The following is a 25,538-nucleotide window of genomic DNA, read 5'->3' as shown; positions in this document are numbered from 1 at the left end:
CCGCACCCATCGCCGCGACCGCGACGCGACGCACCTGCTGCATCGTGTCGTAGGCGTCGAGCGCCTCGTGCCCGGCGACGGACGCCCCGCCCGCGCACCAGCGGGCGATGTAGGGCAGCAACTGTTCGCGGGCGTCGGTCGGCAGCTTGAGCGCGGTGTTCCAGAAGCGCACCCGCCAGAAGCGGTCGATGGCGGCGAGCATCGGCTCGTCGAGGATCGGCGGCACCTCCACGATCTCGGCCCCGGCGGCGGCGAAACGGTCGGCGGCCGCGCGCACCGCGGCGAGGGTGGATTCTTCGACCGGCATCCCAGCCCCGGCATCGAGCATGAGCCCGAGGCGGAGCCCGCGAACCTCGGGCATGCGCGCCGACCAGTCGATGGATGCCCCGGGCAGCGCCGTGTAGTCCCGCGCGTCGGGGCGGGCGATCCCGGCCATCGCGACCGCGAGGTCGTCGACGGTGCGGGCGATCGGCCCGACGGCGCGGCCGAAGTACGGGTCGTCGTGCGGCACCCTGCCCGCGCTCGGCTTCAGCGAGGCGAGCCCGGCCCACGTCGCCGGGAACCGCACCGAACCGCCGATGTCGCTGCCGAGGTGCACCGCGCCGAAGCCGGCCGCCGCCGCGGTGCCGGCGCCCGCCGAGGATCCGCCGGCCGTCAAGGCGGGGTTCCAGGGGTTCCGGGTGATGCCGTGCAGACTCGACACGCCCGAGGAGAGCATGCCCCAGTCGGGCATCGTCGTCGAGCCGACGATGATCGCACCGGCCTCGAGCAGGCGGTCGACGGCCGGCGAGTTCCGCTCGGGCACGAACGCGTCGCCCGCGGCGGTGCCGGCACGGTACGGGATGCCGCGCCGCCGCAGGTTCTCCTTCACCGTCACCGGAACGCCGTCGAGCGGTCCGCGCGGCGCACCCGCCGCGAAGCGCGCCGCACTCGCTGCAGCGGCCTCGCGCACCGCCTCCGGGTCGAGCTCGGCGAAGGCGTTCAGCTCCCCGTTCCGCACCGCGATCGCCGTGAGGACGTCCTCGGCGGCCTCGGCCGGGGTGAGCTCCCCCGAACGATACGCGGCGCCGAGCTCCCGGGCCGGCCGTGCGCCCGGGCGGAGGGGCCGCGCCCCGGCATCCGCACCCGACCCGCGGTCGGAATCCCCGGCGACACCGGCCGGCTCGCGCCCTGCCCCGCGGCCGCTCATCGCTCCCCCAGCACGGCCTCGAGCGACGGGGAGGCCTGCACGAGCGAGCGCGTGTACGGGTGCTGCGGTCGCTCGTAGATCTCCTCCGTCGGGCCGATCTCGACGATGCGGCCGGCCTGCATGACGGCGACCCGGTCGCAGAGGTAGCGCACGACGCCGAGGTCGTGCGAGACGAACACGAGGGTCAGCTGCGCCTCGTCGATGAGGTCGGCGAGCAGGTTCAGCACCTGCGCCCGCACCGAGACGTCCAGGGCGCTGACGGGCTCGTCGGCGAGCAGCACCCGCGGTGTGCAGACGAGGGCGCGCGCGATCGAGATGCGCTGCCGCTGCCCGCCCGAGAACTCGTGCGGGTAGCGTTCGGCGGCGTCGGCCGGCAACCCCACCTGCTCCAGCACGCGCGCGACGAGCTCCCGCCGCCCCTCGCCGCCGGCGCCCGCCCGCAGGTTCGCCGGGTTCAGCAGCGGCTCGGCGACGATATCGCGCACGCGCATGCGCGGGTCGAGCGAGCCCATCGGATCCTGGAACACGATCTGCAGCTGGCGCCGGAGCATCCCGAGCTCGCGCTCGCTCGCCCCGTCGACCCGCACCCCGGCGACCTCGACCTCGCCCGAACCGGCGCGGCTCAGCCCGGCGAGGATCCGGAGCAGCGTCGACTTGCCCGACCCCGACTCGCCGACGATGCCGAACCGCTCCCCCGCGGCGATCTCGAGATCGAGCCCGCCGAGCGCCTCGATGCGCTTCGAGCCGCGCAGCAGCCGGCCGCGCCTCGTGTACGTCTTCGTGAGGCCGGCGACGCGCACCACGGGCGCGGGCGCATGCCCCGCCGTGGATGCCGCGGCGCCCCCGCCCGGCGTGGCGCCATCCCGCGCGCCCGCATCCGGCACCCCGCCGGCACGCCGCCCCGCGGCATCCACCCGTCGCCCCGGCACGTACGCGCCCGCGGTCGCGACCGTGAACAGCCGCCCGTCCGCATCTGTCGCCTCGAGGTCGCTGGCGGCCAGCAGCCCCCGCGTGTACGGATGCTCGGGCGCCGTGAACACGCGCGAGATCGGGCCCTGCTCGACGATGCGGCCGCGTTCCATGACGAGCACGCGCTCGCAGACGCTCGCGACGACGGCGAGGTCGTGCGTGATGAACAGCAGCCCGGTGTCGCGCTCCCGCACGAGGTCGAGCAGCAGTTCCAGCACCTGCCGCTGCACGGTCACGTCGAGCGCGGTCGTCGGTTCATCGGCGACGAGCAGGGCGGGGTCGTTGGCGAGGGCCATCGCGATCATGACCCGCTGCCGCTGCCCGCCCGACAGCTGGTGCGGGTAGGCGCGGGCGGCGTACTCGGGGTCGGGCAGGCCGACGGTGCCGAGCAGTTCGACGGCGCGGGCGGATGCCGCGGCGCGCCCGGCCGTGCCGTGGATCGTCATGACCTCGGCGACCTGCGCGCCGACGCGCTGCAGCGGGTCGAGGGCGGTCATCGGCTCCTGGAACACCATCGACATGCGCTGCCCGCGGAGCGGCGCGATCTGCCGGTCGGTCCGGCCGACGAGGTTCGGCGAACCCTCGACGCGGATGTCGCCGGCGACGTCGAGGCTGTCGGAGAGCAGCCCCATCACGGCCATCGCCGTGACCGACTTGCCCGATCCCGATTCGCCGATGAGGCCCACCCGTTCGCCGCGTTCGACGCGGAACGAGACGTCCTCCACCAGGGTGGATGCCCCGGCGCGCACGGTCAGGCCGGCGACCTCGAGGGCGGGCGCCCCCGCCCCGCGCCGTGCGACCCGGCATCCACCCCGCCCGGCATGCTCGGTGCACCCTGCCCGCCCTGCCCGCTCATCGCCGCCTCCGCAGCTTCGGATCGAACACGTCGCGCAGCCCGTCGCCGAACAGGTTGAAACCGAGCACGGCGATGGCGATCGCGATGCCCGGGGCGATCGCGAGATGATCGGCGACGCCGAGATACTGCTGCGACTCCTGCAGCATCCGCCCCCACGACGGCGTCGGCGGCTGCGTGCCGAGCCCGAGGAACGACAGGCCCGCCTCGGCGAGCACGGCGAGCGCGAAGTTCACCGAGCACTGCACGATCGCGAGGCCGCCGATGTTCGGCAGCACATGGCGGAGCGCGATGCGGAACCCCGAACGGTTCGCCGCGCGCGCCGCGAGCACGTAGTCGGTCTTCATGACCTGCAGGGCGCCGCTGCGGGCGACGCGGGCGAACGCGGGAATCGCCCCGATGCCGAGCGCGATCATCGCCGACACCGTGCCCGCCCCGAACACGGCGCCGAACACGAGCGCGAGCAGCAGCCCGGGGAACGCGAGCAGGATGTCGCTGCCGCGCATGATGACGATGCCCGGCGCGCCCGGCCGCATCGCGGCGAGGACCCCGAGCGGCACCCCGACCACGGCGGCGATGCCGACGGCGATGAAGCCGACCACGAGGGTGACCTGTGCGCCGGCCATCACGTTCGAGAGCACGTCGCGGCCGTAGCGGTCGGTGCCGAAGGGGTGCTCGCCGCTCGGGCCCTGCAGACGGTCGGCGGCGTTCGTGGCCAGCGGGTCGTGCGGCGTCCACACGAGCGAGACGAGCGCGACCGCCACGACGAGGCCGATGAGCACGGCGCCGATGACGAGCTGCGCGTTCGCCCGCCGGCCGCGCGGGGGCGCGGGCGGCAACGGGTTCGCGGCGAGGTCTCGCGGAGTGGATGCCGTCATGCCGCCTCCCTCCGCAGCCTGGGGTCCACGAGGGCGTAGACGACGTCGACGATGAGGTTCAGGAGCACGACGAGCAGGACGAGCACGACGACGACGGCCTGCACGGCGAGCAGGTCGCGGTTGGCGACCGAGTCGACGAGGAGGCTCCCGAGGCCCGGGATCGCGAACACCCGCTCGATGACGACGGCCCCGATGAGGAGTGCTGCGAGCTGCACGCCGACGATCGTGATCACCGGCACCCCCGCGTTCCGCAGGCCGTGCCGCACGAGGGCGCCGCCGAAGGTGAGGCCCTTCGCCCGCCCGGTGCGCAGGAAGTCCTCGCGCATGATCTCCAGCACCGCCGAACGCACATAGCGGGTGATGATCGCCGCCTGCACCGAACCGAGGGCGATCACCGGCAGCACGAGACGCTGCAGGAAGGCCCCGACATCCTCAGCGGGCGCCACCCAGCCGCCCGAGGGGAACCAGCCGAGCCGCACCGAGAAGAACGCGATGAGCAGCACGCCGACGAGGAAGTTCGGGATCGCCACCCCGATCTGCGAGGCGCCCGAGAGCACGGCGCCCGCGGCATCCCGATGCCGCACCGCCGCGAGCGTGCCGATCGGCACCGCGATGACGAGGGCCAGGAGCATCGCGCAGCCGACGAGGATGAGGGTGACCTGCACCCGGTCGGCGATGAGGGGGGTGAGCTCCTGCGAGGTCACGTACGAGGTGCCGAAGTCGCCCGTGACGAGGCCGCCCATCCACTCGAGGTACTGCAGCCACAGGGGCCGGTCGGTGCCGTGCTCGTGCCGCCACGCGTCCAGCGCATCGGGGGTCGCGTTGATGCCGAGGGCGACGACCGCGGGGTCGCCCGGCATCACCCGGAGCAGCAGGAAGACGATCATCGTCGCGACGAGGACGGTGATCGCGAACTGCCCGAGGCTCACGAGGATGCGCCGGAGCATCCGCCCTCCTTCCCGCGCTCGCCGGCCCGGCTCAGTCCGCCCAGCTCAGCCCGGTGAGATCCATCGACTCGGTCACCGCGTTGCCGGCGATGCCGGTGAGGCCCGCGTCGGCGACGACGAGGTTCGGGAACAGGAACAGCGGCACCGCCGCCGCATCCTCGGTGACGATGCGCACGGCCTCCTTCATCCCGTCGACGAACTCCTCCTCGGTGCCCTGGTCGGCGGCGGCGATGATCGGCGCGATGCGCGTGTTGTCGTAGCCGATGTAGTAGTCGGGGTCGTTGAAGACGGTCGCGAAGTCGCGCGCCTCGGTCGCGAGGATGACGCTCATCTCGAAGTCGTGCTTCGTGAAGACCCGGTCGAGCCACACCGCCGGGAACTCGGCCGAACGGATCGTCGCGTCGATGCCGACGGCGGCCAGCTGGTCGACGACGATCTCGGAGACGGCGTTCGCATACGGCCGGGTCGGCACGTCGAACGTGACCGAGACGCCCTCGGCGCCGGCCTCGGCCAGCAGCGCCTTCGCCCGCTCCGGGTCGTACGGGTACTCGCCCGTGAGATCCTCGTAATACGGGTCGGTCGGCGGCACCATCGCCCCGATGAGCGTGCCGTAGCCGCCCCAGGCGGCGTCGAGGATCGCCTGCCGGTCGAGCGCGTAGGCGACCGCCTGCCGCACCCGCACATCGTCGAAGGGGGCGACGCGGTTGTTCATCGACAACAGGATCTCGCCCGTGGACGTCCCGTCGATCACCTGGAAGTCTTCGGCCTCGAACTGCGAGACGAGATCGGGCGCCTGCATGTTCCAGGCCATGTCGATATCGCCGGCGCGCAGCGCGTTCGTCTGCGCCACGGCGTCGGCGAAGTACCGCACCGTCGCCGACTCGATACCGGGCGCCTCCCCCCAGTAGTCGTCGCGGGCGGCGAGCTCGATGCGGTCGCCCTGCACGAACTCCTCGACCGTGAACGGGCCCGTGCCGACCGGATCGGTGGCCAGGGCATCCACCCCGCCCTCGGAGAACATCGCACCGACCGAGGTGCCCATCGCGAACAGCCACGAGTTGCTCGGGCGGCCGAGCACGACCCGCACCTCGGTGTCGGAGACGACCTCGACGCGATCCACGACGTCCATCTGCGCCTTCAGGCTCAGCGTCCAGTCGTTCTTCACCCGGTCGATGCTGAACGCGACGTCGTCGGCCGTGAACTCGTCGCCGTTCGAGAACGTCACCCCGTCGGCCAGTTCGAAGACGTACGTCGTGCGGTCGTCGCTCACCTGCCAGTCGGTGGCCAGCAGCGGCTGGATCCGCCCCTCCTGGTCGATCTTCACGAGCCCCTCGTACACGTTGTTCATCAGCACCTGCGGGATCGCCGAACCCGCCGTGGTCGTGAAGTCGAGATTCGCCGGCTCGCCCGTGAGGCCGACGACGACGCCCGTCTTCGCCTCGTCGTCGGAGGTGCTGCCCGCCGTGCAGCCGGCGAGCGCGAGCGTGGATGCCGCGGCGAGCGCGACGGTCCGGACGATGCGGCGGTGTGCGGTCATGGGGTTCCTTCGGTCTCGGCGAACGCGGGACGGATGCGACGGGCGCCTGCGGACGCACGGCGCGCACGCGGCGCGCACTCCGAGGCTAGCGCGTGGCGACCGACACGACGCATCCGCCGACCCTAGGCTGGGCGCGTGCGCACCGCCGATCGGGGCCAGCAGGGCGCGGGGGACTCCCTCTTCGCACGCGCCCCGCTGCGGTGGGGCTTCACCGTCACCCTCGGGCTGCTCGGGGCCCTCCTCATCGGCTACGCGGTCGTCAACCTCTCCGGGGTGCTCGTCTCGGTGTTCGTCGCCGCGTTCATCGCGCTCGGCCTCGACCCGCTCGTGCACTGGTTCCAGCGCCGCGGCATGCGCCGCGGGGCGGCGGTGACGACGGTCATCCTGCTGTTCGCAGCGGCCGCCGCGATCGTCGTGTGGATCATCGTCCCGCCCGTCGTCACCCAGATCGTCACGCTCGTGCAGACCGTCCCGGCGCAGATCGCGGACCTGGAGGCGCAGCCGTGGTTCACCGAGCTCGACGAGGCGACGAACGGGGTCGCCGACGGCTTCGTCGTCTGGCTCGGCGATGCGCTTGCGGACCCGGAACTGTGGGCCGACATCGGCGGCGGGGCGCTCGCCTTCGGCGTCTCCGTGCTCGACGGCGTCTCGACCGGGATCTTCGTGTTCATCCTCACGATCTACTTCATCGCGAGCCTCGACCAGACCAAGCGGGCCATGCTCTCGCTCGTCGCCGGCTCCCACCGCCCCGTCGTCGCCGACTATGCGGAACGCATCATGCGATCCATCGGCTCCTACCTCAGCGGCATGGCCGTGCTCGCCTTCGTGAACGCCGTGTTCTCGACGATCCTGCTGAGCCTCGTCGGCGTCCGCTACGCCCTCATCATCGGCGTCCTCGCGCTCTTCATCACCCTCATCCCCCTGATCGGCACGATCATCACGACCGCGATCATGACCGTCGTCGCCCTGCTCGTCTCACCGGTCTCGGCCGTCGTCGTGCTCGCCGCGATGCTCGTCTACATGCAGGTCGAGGCCTACGTGCTCACCCCGCGGGTCATGAGCAAGGCCGTGCAGGTGCCGGGGGCCATCGTGCTCATCTCGGCGCTGGCCGGCGGAACCCTCCTCGGCCTCCTCGGCGCGCTCGTGGCGATCCCGGTGTCGGCGGGCATCCTGCTCATCATCCGCGAGATCGTCGTGCCGCGGCAGGCGAAGAAGTAGAGGGCGGTTCGGCCGGGCACCGCGGCGCGAGGCCGCCCGCCCGCCCGACGCGCGCCGCGACGGGTGCGGACTTCCGCGAGAGGCCCTACCCTTGGTTCCGACCGGCGTTGCGAGCCGGCGACGGTTGGGGGACCGGATGCTTCGAATGACGCGACTCGTGTTCGCCGCGGTTCTGGCGGGCGCGATCTCGACGCCGATGCTCGGCGCCGCGGCATCCACACCCGCTGACCGGGCGTCGACCACGGCCGCCGCGCCGCTCGCAGCCGACCGCGCCACGGCATCCACCGCCGCCGCAGCCGACCGCGCCGCGGCATCCACCGCCGCCGCGGCAGCCCCGGCCGACTGCCGCGCGTTCCCCTCGGAGGCCGACGGCCCGCACCGCGCCGACGAGGCCCGCGCGGCCTTCGGCGTCGACGGCACGGGCGTCACCGTCGGCATCATCTCCGACTCCTTCGGCCTCGTCAGCGACCCGACGACGCCCGCCGACGATGTCGCGCTCGGCGTGCTGCCGGGGCCCGGCAACCCCTGCGGCTACGAGACGCCGGTCGAGGTGCTCGTCGAAGGCCCCGACGGCAGCGCAGACGAGGGTCGCGCGATGGCCCAGCTCATCCACGGCATCGCCCCCGGCGCCCGCCTGATCTTCGCGAGCTTCGCGACGCAGCCGGTGCCTCCCGGCATGCCCGAACCGCGTGCCGTGTTCGCCGCCGCCCAGGCGCTCGCCGAGGCCGGCGCCGACATCATCGTCGACGACATCGGCGAGTTCGACCTCGACCTCTACTACCAGCGCGGCGTCACCTCCGTGCAGATGGACGAACTGACCGCCGCCGACGCCGGCCTCATGTTCCTGAGCTCGGCGGGCAACGACAACCTGGTCGGCCCCGACGGCACCGAGGTCGCCGGCCGCCCCGTCGGCTCCTGGCAGACCGCCGCCTACCGGCCCGCCGGCTGCCCGGAGTGGATGGCGGACGGCACGCCCGACGACCTCGACTGCCTCGACTTCAGCGGCACCGGCGACACCTCCTACGGGGTCGAGCTGCGAACGCCCGCCGCGGCCGAGCACAGCATGCTGCAGTGGGGCGAGGCGGCCCGCGTCTTCGAGCCCGTGCCGAGCGCGTTCGAACTGCGCATCTACGACGCCGCCACGCACACCCGGGTGGCGACCTCGACGGCGAACCAGCCGAACTTCCCGATCACCTGGGTGCTGCCGGCCGACCCGCCCGCGGCTGACCTCCCGCCGGGCGACTACGACATCGTCGTCGCCCGCACCCGCGACGGCGGCGATCTGCCGGCGATGTGGATGATGCCGTTCGACCGCAGCGGCCGCGTCGACCTCGTGCCCGAGTACGCCGTGAGCACGGGTGCGGATGCCGTGGGGCCGACCGTCAGCGGGCATCCCGCGCACGGTTCGGCGATCGGCGTCGCCGCCGCCGAGTGGACGACGCCCGACGTCCCCGAACCGTTCAGCTCGATCGGCCCGGGCATCGAACTGTTCGGCCCCTTCGACGAGCAGCCGGCGCCGCCGCTGCCCGAACCCGTCATCACGGCCGCCCCGCAGATCACCGGCGTCGACGGCACCCTGACCTCGTTCTTCGGCCGGCCGGCCGACGGCGGGTACCGCTTTTCCGGCACCTCGGCGGCCGCCCCGAACGTCGCCGCCGTGCTCGCCCTCGCCAAGTCGCTCGCGCCCGAGGCGACCCGCGACGAACTCACCCGGTTGCTCGCCGAGACCGCGCTGCCGATGACGAACCCCTACGCGGCCTTCGGATACGCCGACGAGCACGTCATCGGAGCGGGCCTCGCCGATGCCTACGCGCTCCTCGCGGCGCTCGCGCCGCCGACACCCACACCGGGGCCGACGCCGGGGCCGTCGCCGACCGCTGCGCCCGCCGCCCTCCCCGAGACCGGTGCGGATGCCGCCGCCGCACTCGCCCCCGCCGCCGCGCTGCTCGCGGGAGCGCTCGTCGCCCTGCTCGCGGTCGCCGCCCGCCGCCGCTCCCGCCGCCCCGCCGCATCCACTCGCCGCTGACGCGGGATTCACCGGCGCACTGCGCCCCGGCATCCACTCACCTGCCGGCGAAGTGACGCAACCTGCTGTCCCCAGCACCGCCGGACAGCAATCTGCGTCACCTCGCGGCGCGGGCCGGCATCCACCAGCCCGCGGCCCGCTCAGTCCCAGATCGACGGGGCCTCGGCGCGCGTGGGGGGCAGCGCCACATCGCTGCCCCAGCGCTGCATCCACTCGGGGATCTCGCCGGCCTCGGGCGGCACGCCGACGGCCTCGATGAGCTCGGCGACGCCCACCGTGCCGCCCGAGCGCCTGAGGAACCGCGCACGGATGTGCCCGACTGCGTACAGTTCCGGCCGCCCGTCGGCGCCGGGCCGCACGAACCGCTGCTCCATGTACACGGCCTTCTCGTCGAAGCCGATGATGCGCGACTCGATCGTGAACCGCTGCCACATCGTCAGCGACTTGCGGAACGTCATCGTCTCGCTCGCGACGACCGGGTACCAGTCGCGCTCCTTGAAGATCTGCCAGATGCCGGTGCGCACGAGCATGTCGAAGCGGGCGACGTCCATGATCGAGAAGTACACGCCGTTGTTCATGTGCCGCAGGATGTCCTGATCGGTCGGCAGCGTGATGAAGTTCGACCGGGCGACGTCGTAGTGACCGAGCCGGGGGCCGAATCGGGCGAGGAGGAAACGGAGCAGCGTCCGGAAGAACATATGCACCCGATGGATGATAGAACGCCCACAGCCGCCCGGCCGAACCGTTGGCGGTGATCCACAGCAGGGCCGTGCTTCGGCGGGTGGATGCTTGTGCGGGCCGGCGAGAGCCGTCGCCCGTTCGCGGGGGGTCCGCTGGGCCGCGGCTGCTCGCGCGGCGAGTGGATGCCGGTGCACCCCGGCATCCACTCGCCAGCCGCCGGTCGAGTAGCGAAGCGTATCCCCCAGCCGCCGGTCGAGTAGCGAAGCGTATCCTCCAGCCGCCGGTCGAGTAGCGAAGCGTATCGAGACCCCTTGCGAGAGGGTCTCGATACGCGCTTCGCGCACCTCGACCGGCGCCGCGACACTCACATCGCGGCGGCCTGCCCGCGCCCGGCCCGCACCGGAACCTGCCGCTGGTCGACGCCGTTGTAGACGGAGAGCGGCCGGATGAGGGCGTTCGCGGCCTGCTGTTCGAGGATGTGCGCCGTCCACCCCGTCACGCGCGAGGCGACGAAGAGGGGCGTGAACGTCTCCGTGTCGAAGCCCATGAGGTGGTAGGCGGGCCCGGCCGGGTAATCCAGGTTCGGCTTGATGCCCTTGCGCTCGCCCATCGCCTCTTCGAGCGCGACGTACAGCTCGAGCAGGTCGGGGCGTTCGTAGTGGGCGGCCATCCGCTCGAACGCGGCGCGCATCGTCGGCACCCGCGAGTCGCCGTTCTTGTACACGCGGTGCCCGAAGCCCATGATCTTGCGCTTGGCCGTCAGCGCCTCGTCGAGCCACGACGCAGCCCGCTCGGCGCGCTCGATCTCGGCGAAGGCGTGCATGACGGCCTCGTTCGCTCCGCCGTGCAGCGGCCCCTTCAGGGCCCCGATGGCGCCGGTGACCGCCGAGTACAGGTCGGCGAGGGTGCTCGTGATGACCCGGGCGGTGAACGTCGACGCGTTGAAGGAGTGCTCGGCGTAGAGGATCATCGACACGTCGAAGGCCTCGACGACCTCGAGGTCGGGCAGCTCGCCGAAGGTCTGCCAGAGGAAGTTCGCCGAGTACGACAGGTCGTCGCGCGGTTCGACGAACGCCTCGCCGCGGCGGCGGCGCTGGTCGTAGGCGACGATCGAGGGCAGCTTCGCGAACAGGCGGATCGCTTTGTCGAGGTTCGCCTCGGCGCTGTCGTCGGGGGTCGCGGGGTCGGCGGCGCCGATGAAGCTGACAGCGGTGCGCACCACGTCCATCGGATGCGAGGTCGCCGGCAGGGCGTCGATGACGCGCTTGACCTCGTGGTCGAGGCCGCGCAGGGTGCGCTCGCGCGACTCGAACTCGGCGAGTTCGCCCTCGTCCGGCAGCTCGCCGAACCAGAGCAGGTAGGCGACCTCCTCGAAGGTGCAGTTCGCGGCGACCTCCTGCACCGGGTACCCCCGGTAGAGCAGCGAGTTCGTCTCCGGGTTCACCTTCGAGATCGCCGTGTAGTCGACCGGCACCCCGGCCAGGCCCTTGTAGATCTCCTGCTGTTCCATGTTCCTGCTCCTCGTCGAGTGTGATGTGCAGCCTATTCGGTCCTCCCCCGTCCCCCTTCCCCTGGCGCACCCCCGCGCCCTCTCCCCCACCCTCTCCTCTCCCTCTCCCCCGCCCTCTCCTCTCGATGCTGAGGTTCCCTCACTAGACATGTATGCAGGGTGCGGACCTCCGAACACCCTGCATTCTCGTCCACTCACCGAAGGAATGGTCCTCCACAGGGCGCGGGTGGAGGCGGGCGTTCCACGGGTTCCGGCGAACACGGCGGACGCCGGTGCGGAGCCGGCAGGATCCAGGGGTGACTGCGCGCGCCGAACTCCCGAAACGCCTCCGCGGCGCCGCATTCTCCCTGCTGGACGCCTCCGACGTCCCGCGCAGCCGACTGATGGCGCGCGATCTCGATCGCCGCTTCATCGGCGCGCGGTTCCCATCCGGCGGCGAGCTTCCGCTCAGAGCCGCCGCAGCGCTCGCCGCGTGCCCGCCGGGCACGGTCATCGGCGGGGCGAGTGCCGCACGTCTGCTCGGTCTGCCCCTTCCGCACGGCCTGGCATCCGACGACGAGGTGCACGTCATCACCCCTGCTCCCGGGCGCGCGATCCGCCGCCGCGGCGTGCGCGGCCGCGTCCTGGAACTCTCCGACGGCGACACCGTGCGGTCGGCCGGGCTCGTCGTCACCGGCGCGGGCCGGACGTGGTGCGATCTCGCCGGCAGCCTCACGATCCCGCAGCTGGTGGCGATCGCCGATCGCGTGCCGGAGGCCGAACTGCGGGCAGCCCTCGACCGACACCGCGGCCGCCGGTTCCGCGACAGGCTCGAGACCGCTCTCCGGCTCCGCGATGCTCGCTCCGAGTCGCCGCCCGAGTCCGAACTGCGCTGCATCCTCTGCCTGGAGGGGCTCCCCGCGCTCATCCCCCAGCAGCGCATCTACGACGAGCGCGGCCGCTTCGTCGCACGCGTCGATCTCCTGTTCCCCGAACACCGCGTCGTCCTGGAGTACCAGGGCGACCACCATCGCACCGACCGGGCGCAATGGCGCCGTGACCTGCAACGGCGAGCCGAGCTCGAAGCCCTCGGCTACCGCGTGATCGACATCACCGCCCTCGACCTTCGCGATCCGCACGCCCTCGTCCGACGGATCGCCCGCATCCTGGCCCGTTCCGCCCGGTGAGCGAAGGGCGCCGGGCGACGCCGCGCGACGCATTCGCCGGGCTGATAGCGTGCGGACAGGTGGAACACCGAACGACTGGGGGGTCGGATGCGAGGGGTGCGGATCGCGGGGGCAGCCGCGCGGGGCGGCGGGGCCGCGGTGTTCCTGGCGGGCATGCTGCTGTTCGGCGGAGCGACGGCCGATGCGGCTGCCGGAGCAGCGCCGAGCGGAACGGCGCCGGCCGCGGCGCTCTTCGCGACGGCGCTGCCGATGACGAACCCGTACGCGCCGTTCGGTTTCGCCGACGAGGACGCGATCGGTGCGGGACTCGCGAATGCCGAGGGACTGCTCGAGACCCTGTGCGAGGAGCCGACGCCCACGCCGACCCCCACCCCCGCAGCGCTTCCCGCGACCGGTCCCGAACCCGAACCCGGCGCATCCATCGGCCTGATGCTCGCCCTGGCCGGCACCCTGCTCGCGCACGGCCGCACCCGCCGCGCACCCGAGCCCCGCTGAAGGGGCCGGGCCGGCACGCGAAGCGCGCCGGGGCGCGGGCGGGCGCATCAGCGGGCGACGTGGAAGTTGTAGACGCTCGTGTCGAAGCGGTTGTAGGCCTCGTAGTCGATGAGCTCGTAGAGCTCGGCGCGGTGCTGCATCTCGCCGAGCTTGGCGGTCAGCGAGCCGGCCGATTCGAGTTCGTCGAGGCCGCGCATCGCCGATCCCATGGCGAGGCGCAGCAGCGACACGGGCCAGATGACGATGTTCATGCCCACGTCGGCGAGCTGCTGAACGGTGAACAGCTCGGACTTGCCGAACTCGGTCATGTTCGCGAGCAGCGGCACGTCGACGGCGGCGCGGACGGCCGCGAACTCCTCGAGCGAGCGCATCGCCTCGGGGAAGATCGCGTCGGCACCGGCGTCCACGAGCGCCTTCGCGCGGTCGACGGCGGCGGCCAACCCGTCGACGGCGGCGATGTCGGTGCGCGCCATGATGAGGAAGTTCGGGTCGCGCCGGGCGTCGACCGCGGCGCGGATCCGCTTCAGCGCGGTCGATTCGTCGACGACGGCCTTGCCGTCGAGGTGCCCGCAGCGCTTGGGGTTGATCTGGTCTTCGATGTGGAGGCCGGCCAGGCCCGCGTCCTCCATCTCCTGCACGGTGCGGGCGACGTTCATCGGCTCGCCGAAGCCGGTGTCGGCGTCGATGATCGCCGGCAGTTCGGTCATGCGCGCGATCTGCTTGCCGCGGCCGGCGACCTCCGTGAGGGTCGTCAGGCCGATGTCGGGCAGGCCGAGATCGGCGGAGAGCACGGCGCCCGAGATGTAGACGCCCTCGAAGCCGCGCTGGCCGATGAGCTTGGCCGACAGCGGGTTGAAGGCGCCCGGGAAGCGCATGATCTCGCCGGTGGCGAGGCGCTCGCGGAAGAGGCGGCGCTTCTCGGCGGGGGCGGTGGCGGAGTACAGCATCAGAAGATCCCTTCCGGAACGTCGGCGGCGGCGAGCGCGCCGGGGGCGACGGCGAAGGTGAGGCCGCCGAGCTCGTCCGGCCCGAGCTCGGGCAGGCGCTGGGCGACGTCGAGGAAGCGCTCGATCTCGGCGGCCTCGAGCACGTGCTCGGCGAGGGTGCGGAACTTCTGCACGTACTGCTCGCGTGCGAACGGCCGCGCCCCGAGCGGGTGCGCATCGGCGACGGCGATCTCCTCGACGATCTCGGCGCCGTCGGTGAGCGTGATGACGACGCGGCCGCCGAAGGCCTTCTCGTCCATGTCGAGCGAGTGGTAGCGGCGCGTCCATTCGGGGTCTTCGACCGTGGTGACCTTGCGCCAGAGGGCGACGGTGTCGGGGCGGGCGGCCCGTTCGGGCGCGTATGAGTCGACGTGGTGCCACGCGCCGTCCTGCAGGGCGACGGTGAAGATGTACGGGATCGAGTGGTCGAGGGTCTCGCGCGAGGCCGTCGGGTCGTACTTCTGCGGATCGTTCGCGCCGGAGCCGATCACGTAGTGGGTGTGGTGCGAGGTGTGCAGCACGATGGATTCGACGTGCTCGGGGTCGAGGATGAGCGGGTACTGCTCGTGCAGTTTGCGGGCGAGGTCGATCCACGCCTGCGCCTGGTATTCGGCCGAGTGCTCCTTGGTGTAGGAGTCGAGGATGGCGCGCTTGGCCTCGCCCGGCTCGGGCAGCGAGACCTCGTATCGGCCGTCGGGGCCGTCGAGCAGCCAGGCGATGACGCCGTCTTCGCCCTCGTAGATCGGCACGGGGCTGGTCTGGCCGCGCATGGCGCGGTCGACGGATTCGACGGCCATCTTGCCGGCGAAGGCGGGGGCGTGCGCCTTCCACGTCGAGATCTCGCCCTTGCGGGACTGCCGGGTGGCGGTGGTGGTGTGCAGCGCCTGCCCGATGGCCTGGAAGACGGTCTCCCGGTCGAGGCCGAGGAGGGTGCCGATGCCGCCGGCGGCCGAGGGGCCTAGGTGGGCGACGTGGTCGATCTTGTGCGCGTGCAGGCTGATGCCCTTGGCGAGGTCGATCTGGATCTCGTAGCCGGTCGCGATGCCGCGGATCAGGTCGCGGCCGGTGAGTCCGCGGCGGGCGGCGAGGTGCTGGGCGACGGCGAGCACGGGCGGGATGTTGTCGCCGGGGTGCGAATACTCGGCGGCGAGGAAGGTGTCGTGGTAGTCGAGTTCGCGGACGGCGACGCCGTTGGCCCATGCGGCCCATTCGGGCGAGGTGCGGCGGGCGGCGCCGAAGACGGTGGAGCCGTCGCCGCCGATCGAGACGGGGTGGGCGAGCGCCTGGCTGCGGGCCGAGACGACGGGGCCTCGGGTGATGGATGCCGCGGCGACGGCCGCATTGTCGATGACGCGGTTCACGACCATCTCGGCGACGGCGTCGTCGATTTCGACGGGGTCGGTGGCGACGCCGGCGAGCTTCCAGGCGAGCTGGCCTTCGCGTTCGAGGTTCTCGTCGCTGCGATGGGTGCGGACCTGGTGGACCTGCATGGGTACCCTCCCTGGGCGGTTCGGTGCGGTTCGGCGCGGTTCAGCCGGCGGATGCTGCGAGCGCGTGCCGCAGGCTCTGCCGGAGGTGGACGTGGGTGGCTGCTTCGGCGAGGGCGGCGTCGCCGTCGGCGATGGCGCGGGCGATCGCGAGGTGTTCGGCGGCGGCGTCGCGGAGCCGGGCGGGGTCGGCGGCGGCGAGGCGGCGGGCGCGGGCGGAGTGCAGGCGGACGTTGCGGAGCGCCTGGCTGAAGTAGGGGTTCGCGCAGGCGTCGTCGACGGCGGTGTCGAGTTCGGCGGTGAGCGCGTAGTAGTCGTCGAGGCGGCCGTCTGCGGCGAGCGCGGGGGCTTCGTCGCGGAAGCGCCGGGCGAGCCGTTCGAAGGGGTCGGGATCGGCCCGGCCGGCGGCGAGGGCGGCTGCGGCGGCCTCGAGGGGTTCGCGGAATTCGTAGAGGGCGACGACGCTCTCGGCCGAGAGGGGGGCGGCGATGGTGCCGCGGCCGGAGGACTGCACGAGCCCGTCGGCGGCGAGGCGGGCGAGGGCTTCCCGCAGGGGGGTGCGCGAGACGCCGAGGCGTTCGGCCTGCTCGATCTCGGCGAGCAGGGTGCCGGGGGCGAGGATGCCGGCGAGGAGTTCTTCCCGCAGCGCCTCGTAGGCGCGATCGCTGGCTCGCATGCTCGACCTCTGTATACACCGGACTGATTTCAAGCCCGATCCTACGCCTATTCGGCGTGCTCTGTATACACAGACCGGGCGATCCGCCCGCATCCACCCGCCGCCGCGTCGGCGAACGCGACCCCGGACGGCCGCGCCGCCGCTCAGGCCGCCGGCCGGTCGGCCCACACGGGCTCGGCCACCGCCTCGGTGAGCACCCGCTGCACGAGCCCGGCATCCACCTCGGCGAGCGAGGCGGGCGACCACTTGGGGTTCCGGTCCTTGTCGACGACCTGCGCACGGATGCCCTCGAGCAGGTCGTGCTGCCGCATGAACCACGTCACGAGCCGGAACTCCTGCTCGAAGACGTCCCGCAACTCGGGCAGCGTGCGCGCTCGCCGGATCGCGGCGAGCGTGAAGGTGAGGCCCGTCGGCGAGAGGGCCTCGAGTTCGTCGGCGGCGGATGCCGCGTTCGCCGCCGCATCCGGGTCGGCCGATTCCGCGGCGGCGACCCCGCCGACCCGTTCGCCGGCCGCGAGGGCGCGCAGCCGTTCGATGATCCCGGCGACGGTGGATGCCGAGTAGCAGGCGTCGATCCAGTCGCGCTTCAGCGCGAGCCGCGACTGCCCGGGCGTCTCGTCGAAGAGGCGGACGATCTCGGCCGGAGTGCCGGGGTCGGCCCGCTCCGCGAGCGCCTGCACGAGGTGGCCGAGGTGCTCGCTCGGCACCAGGACGTCGGCGAAGCCCGCGTGGATCGCGTCGGCGGCATCCATCGTCGCCGCGTTCAGCCCGAGGTACGTGCCGAGCTCGCCCGGCGCCCGCGACAGCAGATACGAGCCGCCGACATCCGGGGTGAAGCCGATGCGCGTCTCGGGCATCGCGAGCCGCGAACGCTCGGTGACCACGCGCACCGTCGCATGCCCGGTGAGGCCGATGCCGCCGCCCATCGTGATGCCGTCCATGAGGGCGACGACCGGCTTCGGGAACTCGGCGATGAGGTCGTCCAACCGGTACTCGGCGCGGAAGAAGGCCTGCGCCTCCTCCTGCCGCCCCTCGAGGGCGAAGTCGCGCAGCTCGCGGATGTCGCCGCCGGCCGAGAAGCCGCGCTCGCCCGCCCCGTCGAGGACGACGAGGCCGACCTCGGGGTCGTCGACCCACGCCTTCATGACGCCGGCGAGCTCGCGCAGCATCGCGAAGCTCAGGGCGTTCAGGGCCTTCGGGCGGTTCAGGGTCGCATGTCCGACGCCGTCGGCGACAGCGGCGAGGATGTCATCGGTCACCCGACCACGGTAACCGCACCCGCCGACCCCCGCAGCACCGGTCGGGGATGCGAGCGGCATCCGCTGCGCGATCCCCCTTCCCGCGGGCGATGCGACTTGCTACCGTGATGCGACATCACCCGGCGAGAGGGCCCACATGGGAGTCCGTAGTTCCATCGGCAACGCGCTCAGGCGCGTCATCGGCGACGAGCGCACCGCGAAGCTGCGCACGGGCGAGCGCCGCATCCGCAACGGCGTCGCACGGCGGCTGGCCGATCCCGAGCCGAAACCCGCACCGGCGCCGAAACCGGCCCCGAAACCCGGCCGTTGGCTGCCCTCCGACCCGTTCTCGGCGCATCCGGCCCCGGTCGTCACACGGCACGAGCTGCTCGCGACGCTGCACGAACGCCTCGAACCGCGCACCTACCTCGAGGTCGGCGTGAACGACGGCTCCAGCCTCGTGCTCTCGCACACGCGTTCCATCGGCGTCGACCCCGCGTTCGCCGTGCGCCGCGAACTGCATGCCGATGTGCAGCTCGTGCGGGCCACGAGCGACGACTTCTTCGCCCGGGCGGATGCCGTGGCGCACTTCGACGGCGTGCCCGTCGACCTGGCGTTCATCGACGGCATGCACCTGTCGGAGTTCGCCTTCCGCGACTTCGTGAACCTCGAACGCCATCTCGCGCGCACCGCCGTCGTCGTCTTCGACGACGTGCTGCCGCGCAACGGCCTCGAGGCCGCCCGCGACCGCAAGACCGACGCCTGGGCCGGCGACGTCTACAAGGCGCTCGACGCGCTCATGCGCCGCCGCTCCGACCTCGTCGTGCTGCTCGTGAACACCGCCCCGACCGGCACCGCCGTCGTCGTCGGCGTCGACCCGTCCTACACCGACGGCATGGCCGACCACGACGCCGAACTCGCCTCCTTCGAGCAGGCGGACCCGCAGAACCCGCCCCGCGAATGGCTGGAACGCGCCGTCGCGGTCGACCCCGAGGCGCTGCTCGGCCTGCCCGTGTGGGAGGAGCTGAAGCGCGCCCGAGAGACCGCCGATGCGGATCTCTCCGGCATCGTCGCGGCCCTGCGGGCCCTGCCGCGGTACGGGGATCGAGTGGATGCCGGAGGCGCGGACGGGGTTGCGGATGCCGGCGCTGCGGCGGGCGGTGCCGGCGACGCGGGCGGCGTTGCGGATGGTGCCGGCGCAACGGAGGGTGCCGGAGGCGCGGGCGCGGCAGCAAGCGCGGCCGGCGGAGCAGCGGGAGGCGGCGCCGCTCCCGCCGCGGCGAACGCCTGAGCATGCGGGCGTGTCGGCGCCCCGTCGTACAGTGAGGCCATGACCTCCGCCGCGCCCCGGCATCCATCGCCCCGCACGACCCTGCTCGCCTTCGCCGCCGACCTCGTGCTCGTCGTCGTGTTCGTGCTCATCGGCCGGGCCACGCACGACGAGAACCCCGTCATCGGGGCGCTCACCACCCTGTGGCCCTTCGCGGTCGCCCTCGTCGTCGGCTGGGCCGTCGGCCTCGCCTGGCGGGCGCCGCTCGCGCCGCTGCGCACGGGGGTGCCGCTGTGGGTCGTCACGGTGGCCGGCGGGATGCTGCTGCGCGCCGTGTCGGGGCAGGGCACGGCGCTGCCGTTCGTGATCGTCGCGACGGTCACGCTCGGCTCTTCCTCATCGGGTGGCGCGGCATCGCCGCACTCCTCGCCCGGCGACGCGCGCGGTAGCCGGGCCGGCGCTCGCAGCGTCCGCACGCGTCGGCACGGCGACCACGCACCGGCGGCGGCGCGCGGATGCCCCGGCATCAGGCGGCGGCGCGTGGATGCCGGGCCCCCGGCATCCACCCCGGCGCTCGTCAGTCGGCCGTCGCCGTACCGACGAGCACGCCGCGGGCGAGCGAATGGAAGTGGCGGTTGAAGCCGAGGATCGCCGGCGTCGCATCCTCGGGGAGCTCGAGGTGCTCCACGTCGAGGGCGTCGACGACGAAGAAGTAGCGGTGCACACCCGTGCCGGGCGGCGGGCCGGCGCCGATGAAGCTCGTCAGCCGTCGCTCGTTCGGCAGGGTGACGGTGCCGGCCGGCATCCGCCCGCCCGCGCTGCCCGCGCCCGCGGCGAGCGAGCTCGCCCCGGCCGGGAGGTCGTAGGCGGCCCAGTGCCAGAAGCCCGAGCCGGTCGGCGCGTCGGGGTCGAAGCACGAGATCGCGAAGCTCTTCGTCTCGGGCGGGGCGCCCGTCCAGGCGAGCTGGGGCGAGCGGTCCTCGCCGCCGCCGGCCGCACCCCACTGGGCCTTCGGCATGGGCTCGCCCCCGGCGAAGTCGTCGCTCGTGAGCGTCATGGGTGCGAACTCGCGGAGCGTCGCGAGTTCCGCATACGGGTCGTAGGAGAACATGCGCTGCCTTTCCGGCGGGCTCCGGCGCCCGCCGCCGCCCAGCCTACGTCGCCGGGGCCGGCCGCGACCAGGCCCGGGACGCCCGGCTCGACAGGGCGAGCAGCACGAGGATGTCGAGGGCGAGGGTGAGCAGGGTCGTGCGCAGCGTGATGTCCTGCCCGCCGAAGAAATAGTCGACGGCGAACGCGGTGATGCTGAGCGCGGCGACGACCATGACGACGATGCGCGCCCAGTCGATCCCGCGCCAGACGAGGAACGCGAGCACGGCCTGCACGACCAGCACCCCGGCGCCGGCGCCGAGCACGACCGCCCGGGCGAGCCCGCTCGCGACGGCCGCCTCGCCGGGGCCGAGGGCGTCGATGATCGCACCGGCCTCGTCGCGCACGACGCGATCCCATTCGACGCCGAGCGCGACGAGCCAGACGATGCCGGCGAGCACGCGCAGCACGATGAGCCAGACGCCGGCGGCCAGCGGCCCGGGGCGGCTGGGCGGCGGGGGCGGCGCCTGCTCGTCGACGAGTGCGGTGGGCGGTTCGAAGGCGGTGCGCTTGCGGGCATCCGCCGCCGCTTTGGCCTGTCGCCGCCCTCCTGCCCCGCTCCCGGTCCCGCGCCTGCTCCCGCTCGATGGAAGTCGCGTCTCCCGTTGGAGGTATGGAATCCGCGACCTCCAACGGGAGAAGCGACCTCCATCGGGCTCGCCGAGACCGCGCAGGTCGATCACGGGCAGGTCTCCGTCCGTGCGGATCGAGTCGCCGCCGCCGTTGCGGGAGTGGTATCCGGTCGAGAAATCGCGCAGCACCCCGACCTCGACCCCGGGTACCCCGCGCAGGGTCTCGACGATGTGGTCGCGTTCGATGTCGATGTCGGCGTCGATCTTGTGCGTGATCTGCAGGGTGAACAGCGACAGCCCGACCCGCCGGTCGAAGGTGCCGGCGGCGAGCCAGCCGACGCGGTGCCCGCCGGGCAGCAGCCAGCCGTCGGGCGTGCGCCAGAACCGCACGTGGTGGCGCCTGGCGGGGTTGCCGGCGACCTCCTGCTGGTAGGCGAAATCCTGCCGGCGGCCGAAGAGGAACAGGGGGCTGACCGGCGCTTCGTCGTAGCTGCGGCGGCTCAGGGTCGAGACCACGATGCGCCAGGTGGATGCCGGGGTGACGTCGTCGGCGCGGGTCCACCCCGCCTCGCGCATCGCCCGATGCAGTTCGGCCTCGCCGCCCTGCAGGGCGAGGTTCACCGGGTCGCCGAGCAACCCGTCGCTCGTGCGGGCGCGGCCCATGAAGTAGTCGGGCACGTAGATCGTCGTGAGGATGCGGTGCAGCCGCGGCAGCACGAGATAGGCGAGCACGATCCAGAACGCGACGAAGAGGAGGATGCCGACCCAGCCCCAGTGGAACGTCTCGCCGAGCAGCAGCACCGCGAGCCAGATCGCCGCGAGCCCCGCATAGCCGAAGAAGAAGCCGTCGAGCGCCGTGCGCACGGGCCAGCGCCGCACGCCGGGCGCCCGCCGTGTGCGGCCGCGCGCGGGCCGCGGCCCGGTCTCCCCCATGTCTCGATCGTATCGACGGGTGTGGATGCCGGAGCGCCCCCGAGCTGCAGCCCGCCCGCCGCGCAGGCCGCGAGCCGCAGCCCGCTCGCCGCGGGGCGCCCCCGAACTGCGGCACGCTCGCCGCGGACTCGCAGAAGTGCCGATCTCCCGTGGGAGTGCCGGGAAGTCGGCACTTCGGCAGGAAACCGGCACTCCTGAGGGGGTTCCTGCGGGAGAGCGGCACTCCGGCGGGAATTCGGCACTCCGGCGGGAATTCGGCACTCCTACGGGAGGGCGCTGCGGGAGATCCGCACTCCTATGGGAGGACGCTGCGGGAGATCCGCACTCCTACGGGAGGACGCTGCAGGAGATCCGCACTCCTACGGGCGGGCGCTGCAGGAGATCCGCACTCCTATAGGAGGGCGCTGCAGGAGATCCGCACTCCTATAGGAGGGCGCTGCGGGAGATCCGCGCTCCGGCGGGGAGATCGACACTCCCGGGAGGCCCGGCGCGAACTTAGGGTAGCCTAAGCTGAAGTCCCGATCCTGGAGTCGCCCCCATGACCTTCACCCTCGAACGCCGCCCGCGCGAGCTCGTGTTCCGCCGCGGCCGCCTCGCCGCCCGCACCGAACTCGCGCCCGGTTACGTGCGTGTCCGCATCGAGGGCGAGGAGTTCACCGGCTTCGACTCCCCCGGCGCCGACGACCACATCCGCGTCTTCTTCGGCCCCGACGGCGGGCTGCCGTCCGGCGCCGAGCTGCCGAGCTCCGACGAGTTCCGCGAGCACGGCAGCCGTGAGTACACCCCGGTCGCCTGGGGCGATGCGGCGCTCGAGCTCGAGTTCCTGCTGCACGGCGACGGGCCGGGGGCATCGTGGGCGGCATCCGCACCCGTCGGCGCACCGGTGGCCGTCGGCGGGCCGCGCGGCTCCATGCACGTCGTCGGCACGCCCGACGCCTGGTTCCTCGCGGGCGACGAGACGGCGATGCCGGCGATCCGGCGCTACGTCGAGCTCGCGGGTGCGGATGCCGCGGGCACCGTCATCCTCGAGTCGGCCGATGCGGCCGGCGAACTGCCGCTCGAGGTGCCCGCGGGCATCAGCCTCGTGCGCGCGCACCGCGATGCGGGCGGGCTCGCACCCCTCATCGAGGCCCTGACCCCGGCCGACCGCCCCGCCGGCGAGGTCTTCGGATTCATCGCGGCCGAGCAGGCCATCGTGAAGCCGGGCCGCGCCCTGCTGCACGAGCGCTGGGCGCTCGAGCCCGCGCAGACGATCGTCAAGGGGTACTGGAAGCGCGGCGACGCCGGCTACCACGCCCCGCATTGATCCGTCGGGTGCGGATGCTCCCGCGCATCCTCACCCGTCGTGCACCTCGAGCTCGACGCGCGCCGTCGATCCCGCTTCGAGCCCCTCGGCCCGCAGCACGGCGCGCTTCAGCGGCAGGGCGTAGGTCTCGCCGCCGGGGAAGATCGACGTCGACCACGTCGTCGCCCCGATGGTCGCCGTCACGCGCACGGCGCCGAAGCCGCGCGGCATGCGGGGGCGGTCGGCGATGTCGGCGCTCGGCTCGGAGGGCACGTCCACGAAGAACCAGTTGGGTCGCGCCGCCCACTCGTAGACCTCGGCGGTGAAGCGGATACGCATGTCGCGAGGCTACCGCCGGCCGCCGACAGCGCTCACAGCCGGCGCCGAGGCCCTCGTGAGGTACGACGAGCGGCAGGCGGAGACGGCCCGCGCCGAGGGGCTCCGCATCAGGCTGGGATAGCAGGTCGAATTCGCACGGTTCCGCGGATCCGGAGCAATCGGCCGATAGGGTGAGGACGACGAGAGGGGCGCTCGCGATGCCGACCGGTGTGCCGATCGAGATCAAGCGGCTATCGAAGCAATTCGGGCCCGTGACCGCGGTGGAGCGGCTGACGTTCACCGTGCAACCGGGCCGGGTCACCGGCTTCCTCGGCCCGAACGGCGCCGGTAAGACGACGACATTGCGCATGCTGCTCGGGCTCGTCCGCCCCACGAGCGGCTCGGCGACGTTCGCGGGCGTGCCGTACGCATCGCTCGCCGACCCGCTGCGGTCGGTCGGCGCCTCCCTCGAGACGGCGTTCCACCCCGGGCGGACGGCGCGCAACCACCTGGCGGTCACCGCGGCCGCGGCCGGAATCCCGAAGACGCGCGTCGACGAAGTGCTCGAGGCCACGGGCATCCACGCCTTCGCGGATCGCCGCGTCGGCGGCTTCTCGCTCGGCATGCGCCAGCGCCTCGGCCTCTCGTACACGATGCTCGGCGACCCCGGCGTGCTCGTGCTCGACGAGCCGATCAACGGCCTCGACCCCGAAGGCATCAAGTGGATCCGCGGCTTCCTCAGGCAGCTGGCCGCCGAGGGCCGCACGGTGCTCGTGAGCTCGCACCTGCTGAGCGAGGTGCAGCAGTCGGTCGACGACGTCGTCATCATCTCGAAGGGCCGCCTCGTGCGCACAGGCACCCTCGCGAGCCTCGAACTCGACGTCGCCCCGCAGACGATCGTCGACTCGCCCGACCGGGCCGCCCTGTCGGCCGCGATGGATGCCGCGGGGCTCTCGCACACGGCCGGCCGCAACGGCCTCATCGTCGACGAACCCGACCCGGCGGCCGTCGGTCATGCCGCGTTCGTCGCCGGCGTCGAACTGGCCGCGCTCTACCGGCTGCGCTCGGGCCTCGAGGAATCGTTCCTCGCCCTCGTCGGCGAGCATCCGGAGGTCCCGGCGGGCATGCCCTCGGTGCAGGCGGCGGATGCGGACCGGCCGGAGGCCGGAGCGGCAGCCGAGGGCGGCGACGCCGACGAACCGGGAGCTCCCGCGGGCGAACCCGCCCCGGGCGCCGACGAACCGGACGGCCCCGGCGCCGCGGCCGACTCGGACGACACCCCGGAAGGAGGCGAACGCTGATGCGCGCCCTCGCCTCCGAATACCTGAAGGTCGTCACGACCCGCGCGTGGTGGATCATGCTCGTCCTGCTCGTCGCCTATGTCGGGCTGCTGGCCGGCGGATTCGGCGCCTTCCTCGGCTGGGCCGCCGAGAACCCCGGAGCGGCGGCGGGCGCGAGCACGCAGATGCCGTCTGGGCTCGATCCGGCGCCGCTCGTGTACGCCTTCGCGAGCTCGATCGGCTTCGTCTTCCCGTTCCTGCTCGGGGCGCTCGCGGTCACCGGCGAGTTCCGGCACGCCACCCTCACGCCGACGTTCCTCGCGACGCCCAACCGCGCGACGGTGCTGTGGGCGAAGTTCGGGGTGCTCATCGCCTTCGGTGCGGTCTTCGGCGTCGCGGCGTTCGCGGCGACGATGGGCGCAGGCGGCGGCGCCCTCGCGGCCTTCGGCATCGACCCCGGCTTCGGCGACTCCGAGACGTGGGCGATGGCGGCGCGCGGCGTGCTCGCGATGGCGTTGTGGGCGGCGATCGGCGTCGGCCTCGGCGTGCTCGTGCCGAACCAGGTCGCGGCGATCGTGATCGTGATCGCGTTCACCCAGTTCCTCGAACCGATCCTCAGACTCGTGTTCTCGCTGAACGACGTGACGGCCGTCATCGGACGCTTCCTGCCGGGCGCCGCGAGCGACGCCCTCGTCGGGCCGAGCTTCTACTCGATCGCCGGCATGGGCCAGTCCGAACCCCTCGAGTGGTGGATCGGCGGCCTCGTCCTCGCGGCGATCGCGATCGTCCTCACCGCCATCGGCTCCTTCACGAGCTGGCGCCGCGACATCACCTGAGCCGCGCGACACTCGCAACGGCGCATCCGCCCGCTGCCG

The 25,538-nt window shown here is 72.9% G+C and carries 22 protein-coding genes and 1 pseudogene; 9 read left to right on the top strand and 14 right to left on the bottom strand.

The features are described from left to right. Window positions 1-94: 94 nt before the first annotated feature. From G127AT_RS16120 to G127AT_RS08795, 5 genes and pseudogenes are all read right to left on the bottom strand, one after another. Window positions 95-1,189 (bottom strand): annotated as a pseudogene (locus G127AT_RS16120) (amidase family protein); the annotation flags it as partial. Further along, a complete protein-coding gene (locus G127AT_RS08810; protein WP_244857506.1) occupies window positions 1,186-2,907 on the bottom strand; it encodes a dipeptide ABC transporter ATP-binding protein in 1,722 nt (573 codons plus the stop codon). The pseudogene G127AT_RS16120 and the gene G127AT_RS08810, both read right to left, overlap by 4 nt. A 103-nt stretch (window positions 2,908-3,010) precedes the next feature. Beyond that, window positions 3,011-3,889, bottom strand: a complete 879-nt coding sequence (locus G127AT_RS08805; RefSeq protein WP_210896074.1) for an ABC transporter permease — start codon at window positions 3,887-3,889, stop codon at window positions 3,011-3,013. Then, window positions 3,886-4,836, bottom strand: a complete 951-nt coding sequence (locus G127AT_RS08800) for an ABC transporter permease (RefSeq protein WP_210896072.1) — start codon at window positions 4,834-4,836, stop codon at window positions 3,886-3,888. Before G127AT_RS08800 ends, G127AT_RS08805 begins: the two co-directional genes overlap by 4 nt. A gap of 31 nt (window positions 4,837-4,867) precedes the next feature. Continuing rightward, entirely contained in the window at window positions 4,868-6,373 is a 1,506-nt protein-coding gene (locus G127AT_RS08795; RefSeq protein WP_210896070.1) for an ABC transporter substrate-binding protein, read from the bottom strand. Window positions 6,374-6,508: 135 nt separating this feature from the next. Here G127AT_RS08795 and G127AT_RS08790 point away from each other — a divergent pair, with 135 nt between their 5' ends. Beyond that, the gene (locus G127AT_RS08790) at window positions 6,509-7,591 is read left to right on the top strand and encodes an AI-2E family transporter (RefSeq protein WP_244857505.1); all 1,083 of its coding nucleotides are present in this window, start codon (window positions 6,509-6,511) and stop codon (window positions 7,589-7,591) included. A 145-nt stretch (window positions 7,592-7,736) separates the two neighbouring features. After that, window positions 7,737-9,617, top strand: a complete 1,881-nt coding sequence (locus G127AT_RS08785) for a S8 family serine peptidase (protein ID WP_210896068.1) — start codon at window positions 7,737-7,739, stop codon at window positions 9,615-9,617. 140 nt (window positions 9,618-9,757) lie between these two features. Here G127AT_RS08785 and G127AT_RS08780 read toward each other — a convergent pair whose 3' ends face one another. Further along, window positions 9,758-10,321: a thioesterase family protein gene (locus G127AT_RS08780; RefSeq protein WP_244857504.1), complete on the bottom strand. Its 564-nt coding sequence runs from the start codon at window positions 10,319-10,321 to the stop codon at window positions 9,758-9,760. Between the two features lie 341 nt (window positions 10,322-10,662). After that, entirely contained in the window at window positions 10,663-11,808 is a 1,146-nt protein-coding gene (locus tag G127AT_RS08775; protein ID WP_210896066.1) for a bifunctional 2-methylcitrate synthase/citrate synthase, read from the bottom strand. 296 nt (window positions 11,809-12,104) lie between these two features. Between G127AT_RS08775 and G127AT_RS08770 the strand changes: the two genes are divergently transcribed. Both G127AT_RS08770 and G127AT_RS08765 read left to right on the top strand, forming a co-directional pair. Beyond that, window positions 12,105-12,974 (top strand): endonuclease domain-containing protein, encoded by an 870-nt coding sequence (locus G127AT_RS08770; protein ID WP_210896064.1) that lies wholly within the window; start codon window positions 12,105-12,107, stop codon window positions 12,972-12,974. Between the two features lie 96 nt (window positions 12,975-13,070). Continuing rightward, window positions 13,071-13,469: a hypothetical protein gene (locus G127AT_RS08765; protein WP_210896062.1), complete on the top strand. Its 399-nt coding sequence runs from the start codon at window positions 13,071-13,073 to the stop codon at window positions 13,467-13,469. A gap of 47 nt (window positions 13,470-13,516) precedes the next feature. On the opposite strand, the gene prpB is transcribed toward G127AT_RS08765, so the two are convergent. From prpB to G127AT_RS08745, 4 genes are all read right to left on the bottom strand, one after another. Further along, complete coding sequence (gene prpB, locus G127AT_RS08760) at window positions 13,517-14,416, bottom strand: methylisocitrate lyase (protein ID WP_210896060.1); 900 nt, start codon at window positions 14,414-14,416, stop codon at window positions 13,517-13,519. Beyond that, the gene (locus tag G127AT_RS08755; RefSeq protein ID WP_210896058.1) at window positions 14,416-15,945 is read right to left on the bottom strand and encodes an MmgE/PrpD family protein; all 1,530 of its coding nucleotides are present in this window, start codon (window positions 15,943-15,945) and stop codon (window positions 14,416-14,418) included. Before G127AT_RS08755 ends, prpB begins: the two co-directional genes overlap by 1 nt. A gap of 40 nt (window positions 15,946-15,985) precedes the next feature. Next, window positions 15,986-16,618 (bottom strand): GntR family transcriptional regulator, encoded by a 633-nt coding sequence (locus G127AT_RS08750; protein ID WP_210896056.1) that lies wholly within the window; start codon window positions 16,616-16,618, stop codon window positions 15,986-15,988. Window positions 16,619-16,761: 143 nt separating this feature from the next. Beyond that, entirely contained in the window at window positions 16,762-17,877 is a 1,116-nt protein-coding gene (locus G127AT_RS08745) for an enoyl-CoA hydratase/isomerase family protein (RefSeq protein ID WP_244857503.1), read from the bottom strand. Between the two features lie 136 nt (window positions 17,878-18,013). On the opposite strand from G127AT_RS08745, the gene G127AT_RS08740 reads away from it, so the two are divergent. Continuing rightward, window positions 18,014-19,147 carry a class I SAM-dependent methyltransferase gene (locus G127AT_RS08740; RefSeq protein WP_210896052.1) on the top strand — a complete coding sequence of 378 codons (1,134 nt, stop codon included), beginning with the start codon at window positions 18,014-18,016 and terminating at the stop codon, window positions 19,145-19,147. 39 nt (window positions 19,148-19,186) lie between these two features. Continuing rightward, window positions 19,187-19,765 (top strand): DUF3054 domain-containing protein, encoded by a 579-nt coding sequence (locus G127AT_RS08735; RefSeq protein WP_342344034.1) that lies wholly within the window; start codon window positions 19,187-19,189, stop codon window positions 19,763-19,765. Here G127AT_RS08735 and G127AT_RS08730 read toward each other — a convergent pair. Beyond that, window positions 19,704-20,237, bottom strand: a complete 534-nt coding sequence (locus G127AT_RS08730) for a YbhB/YbcL family Raf kinase inhibitor-like protein (RefSeq protein ID WP_210896050.1) — start codon at window positions 20,235-20,237, stop codon at window positions 19,704-19,706. The two genes, G127AT_RS08735 and G127AT_RS08730, sit on opposite strands and share 62 nt — an antisense overlap. A gap of 43 nt (window positions 20,238-20,280) precedes the next feature. Beyond that, entirely contained in the window at window positions 20,281-21,780 is a 1,500-nt protein-coding gene (locus G127AT_RS08725; protein WP_210896048.1) for an LssY C-terminal domain-containing protein, read from the bottom strand. A gap of 538 nt (window positions 21,781-22,318) precedes the next feature. Here G127AT_RS08725 and G127AT_RS08720 point away from each other — a divergent pair. Then, entirely contained in the window at window positions 22,319-23,086 is a 768-nt protein-coding gene (locus G127AT_RS08720) for a siderophore-interacting protein (protein WP_210896046.1), read from the top strand. 30 nt (window positions 23,087-23,116) lie between these two features. Here G127AT_RS08720 and G127AT_RS08715 read toward each other — a convergent pair whose 3' ends face one another. Beyond that, window positions 23,117-23,404: a DUF1905 domain-containing protein gene (locus G127AT_RS08715; RefSeq protein ID WP_210896044.1), complete on the bottom strand. Its 288-nt coding sequence runs from the start codon at window positions 23,402-23,404 to the stop codon at window positions 23,117-23,119. A gap of 170 nt (window positions 23,405-23,574) precedes the next feature. Between G127AT_RS08715 and G127AT_RS08710 the strand changes: the two genes are divergently transcribed. Next, on the top strand, window positions 23,575-24,684 hold the full coding sequence (locus G127AT_RS08710) for an ABC transporter ATP-binding protein (protein WP_244857502.1): 1,110 nt from the start codon (window positions 23,575-23,577) through the stop codon (window positions 24,682-24,684). Continuing rightward, window positions 24,684-25,499 (top strand): ABC transporter permease, encoded by an 816-nt coding sequence (locus tag G127AT_RS08705; RefSeq protein ID WP_210896041.1) that lies wholly within the window; start codon window positions 24,684-24,686, stop codon window positions 25,497-25,499. The genes G127AT_RS08710 and G127AT_RS08705 overlap by 1 nt, the downstream gene beginning before the upstream one ends. The last annotated feature ends 39 nt before the right edge of the window (window positions 25,500-25,538 follow it).

Source organism: Agromyces archimandritae, from assembly GCF_018024495.1.
GTDB classification, from domain to species: domain Bacteria; phylum Actinomycetota; class Actinomycetes; order Actinomycetales; family Microbacteriaceae; genus Agromyces; species Agromyces archimandritae.
This window is presented reverse-complemented; position numbering and strand designations above follow the sequence as displayed.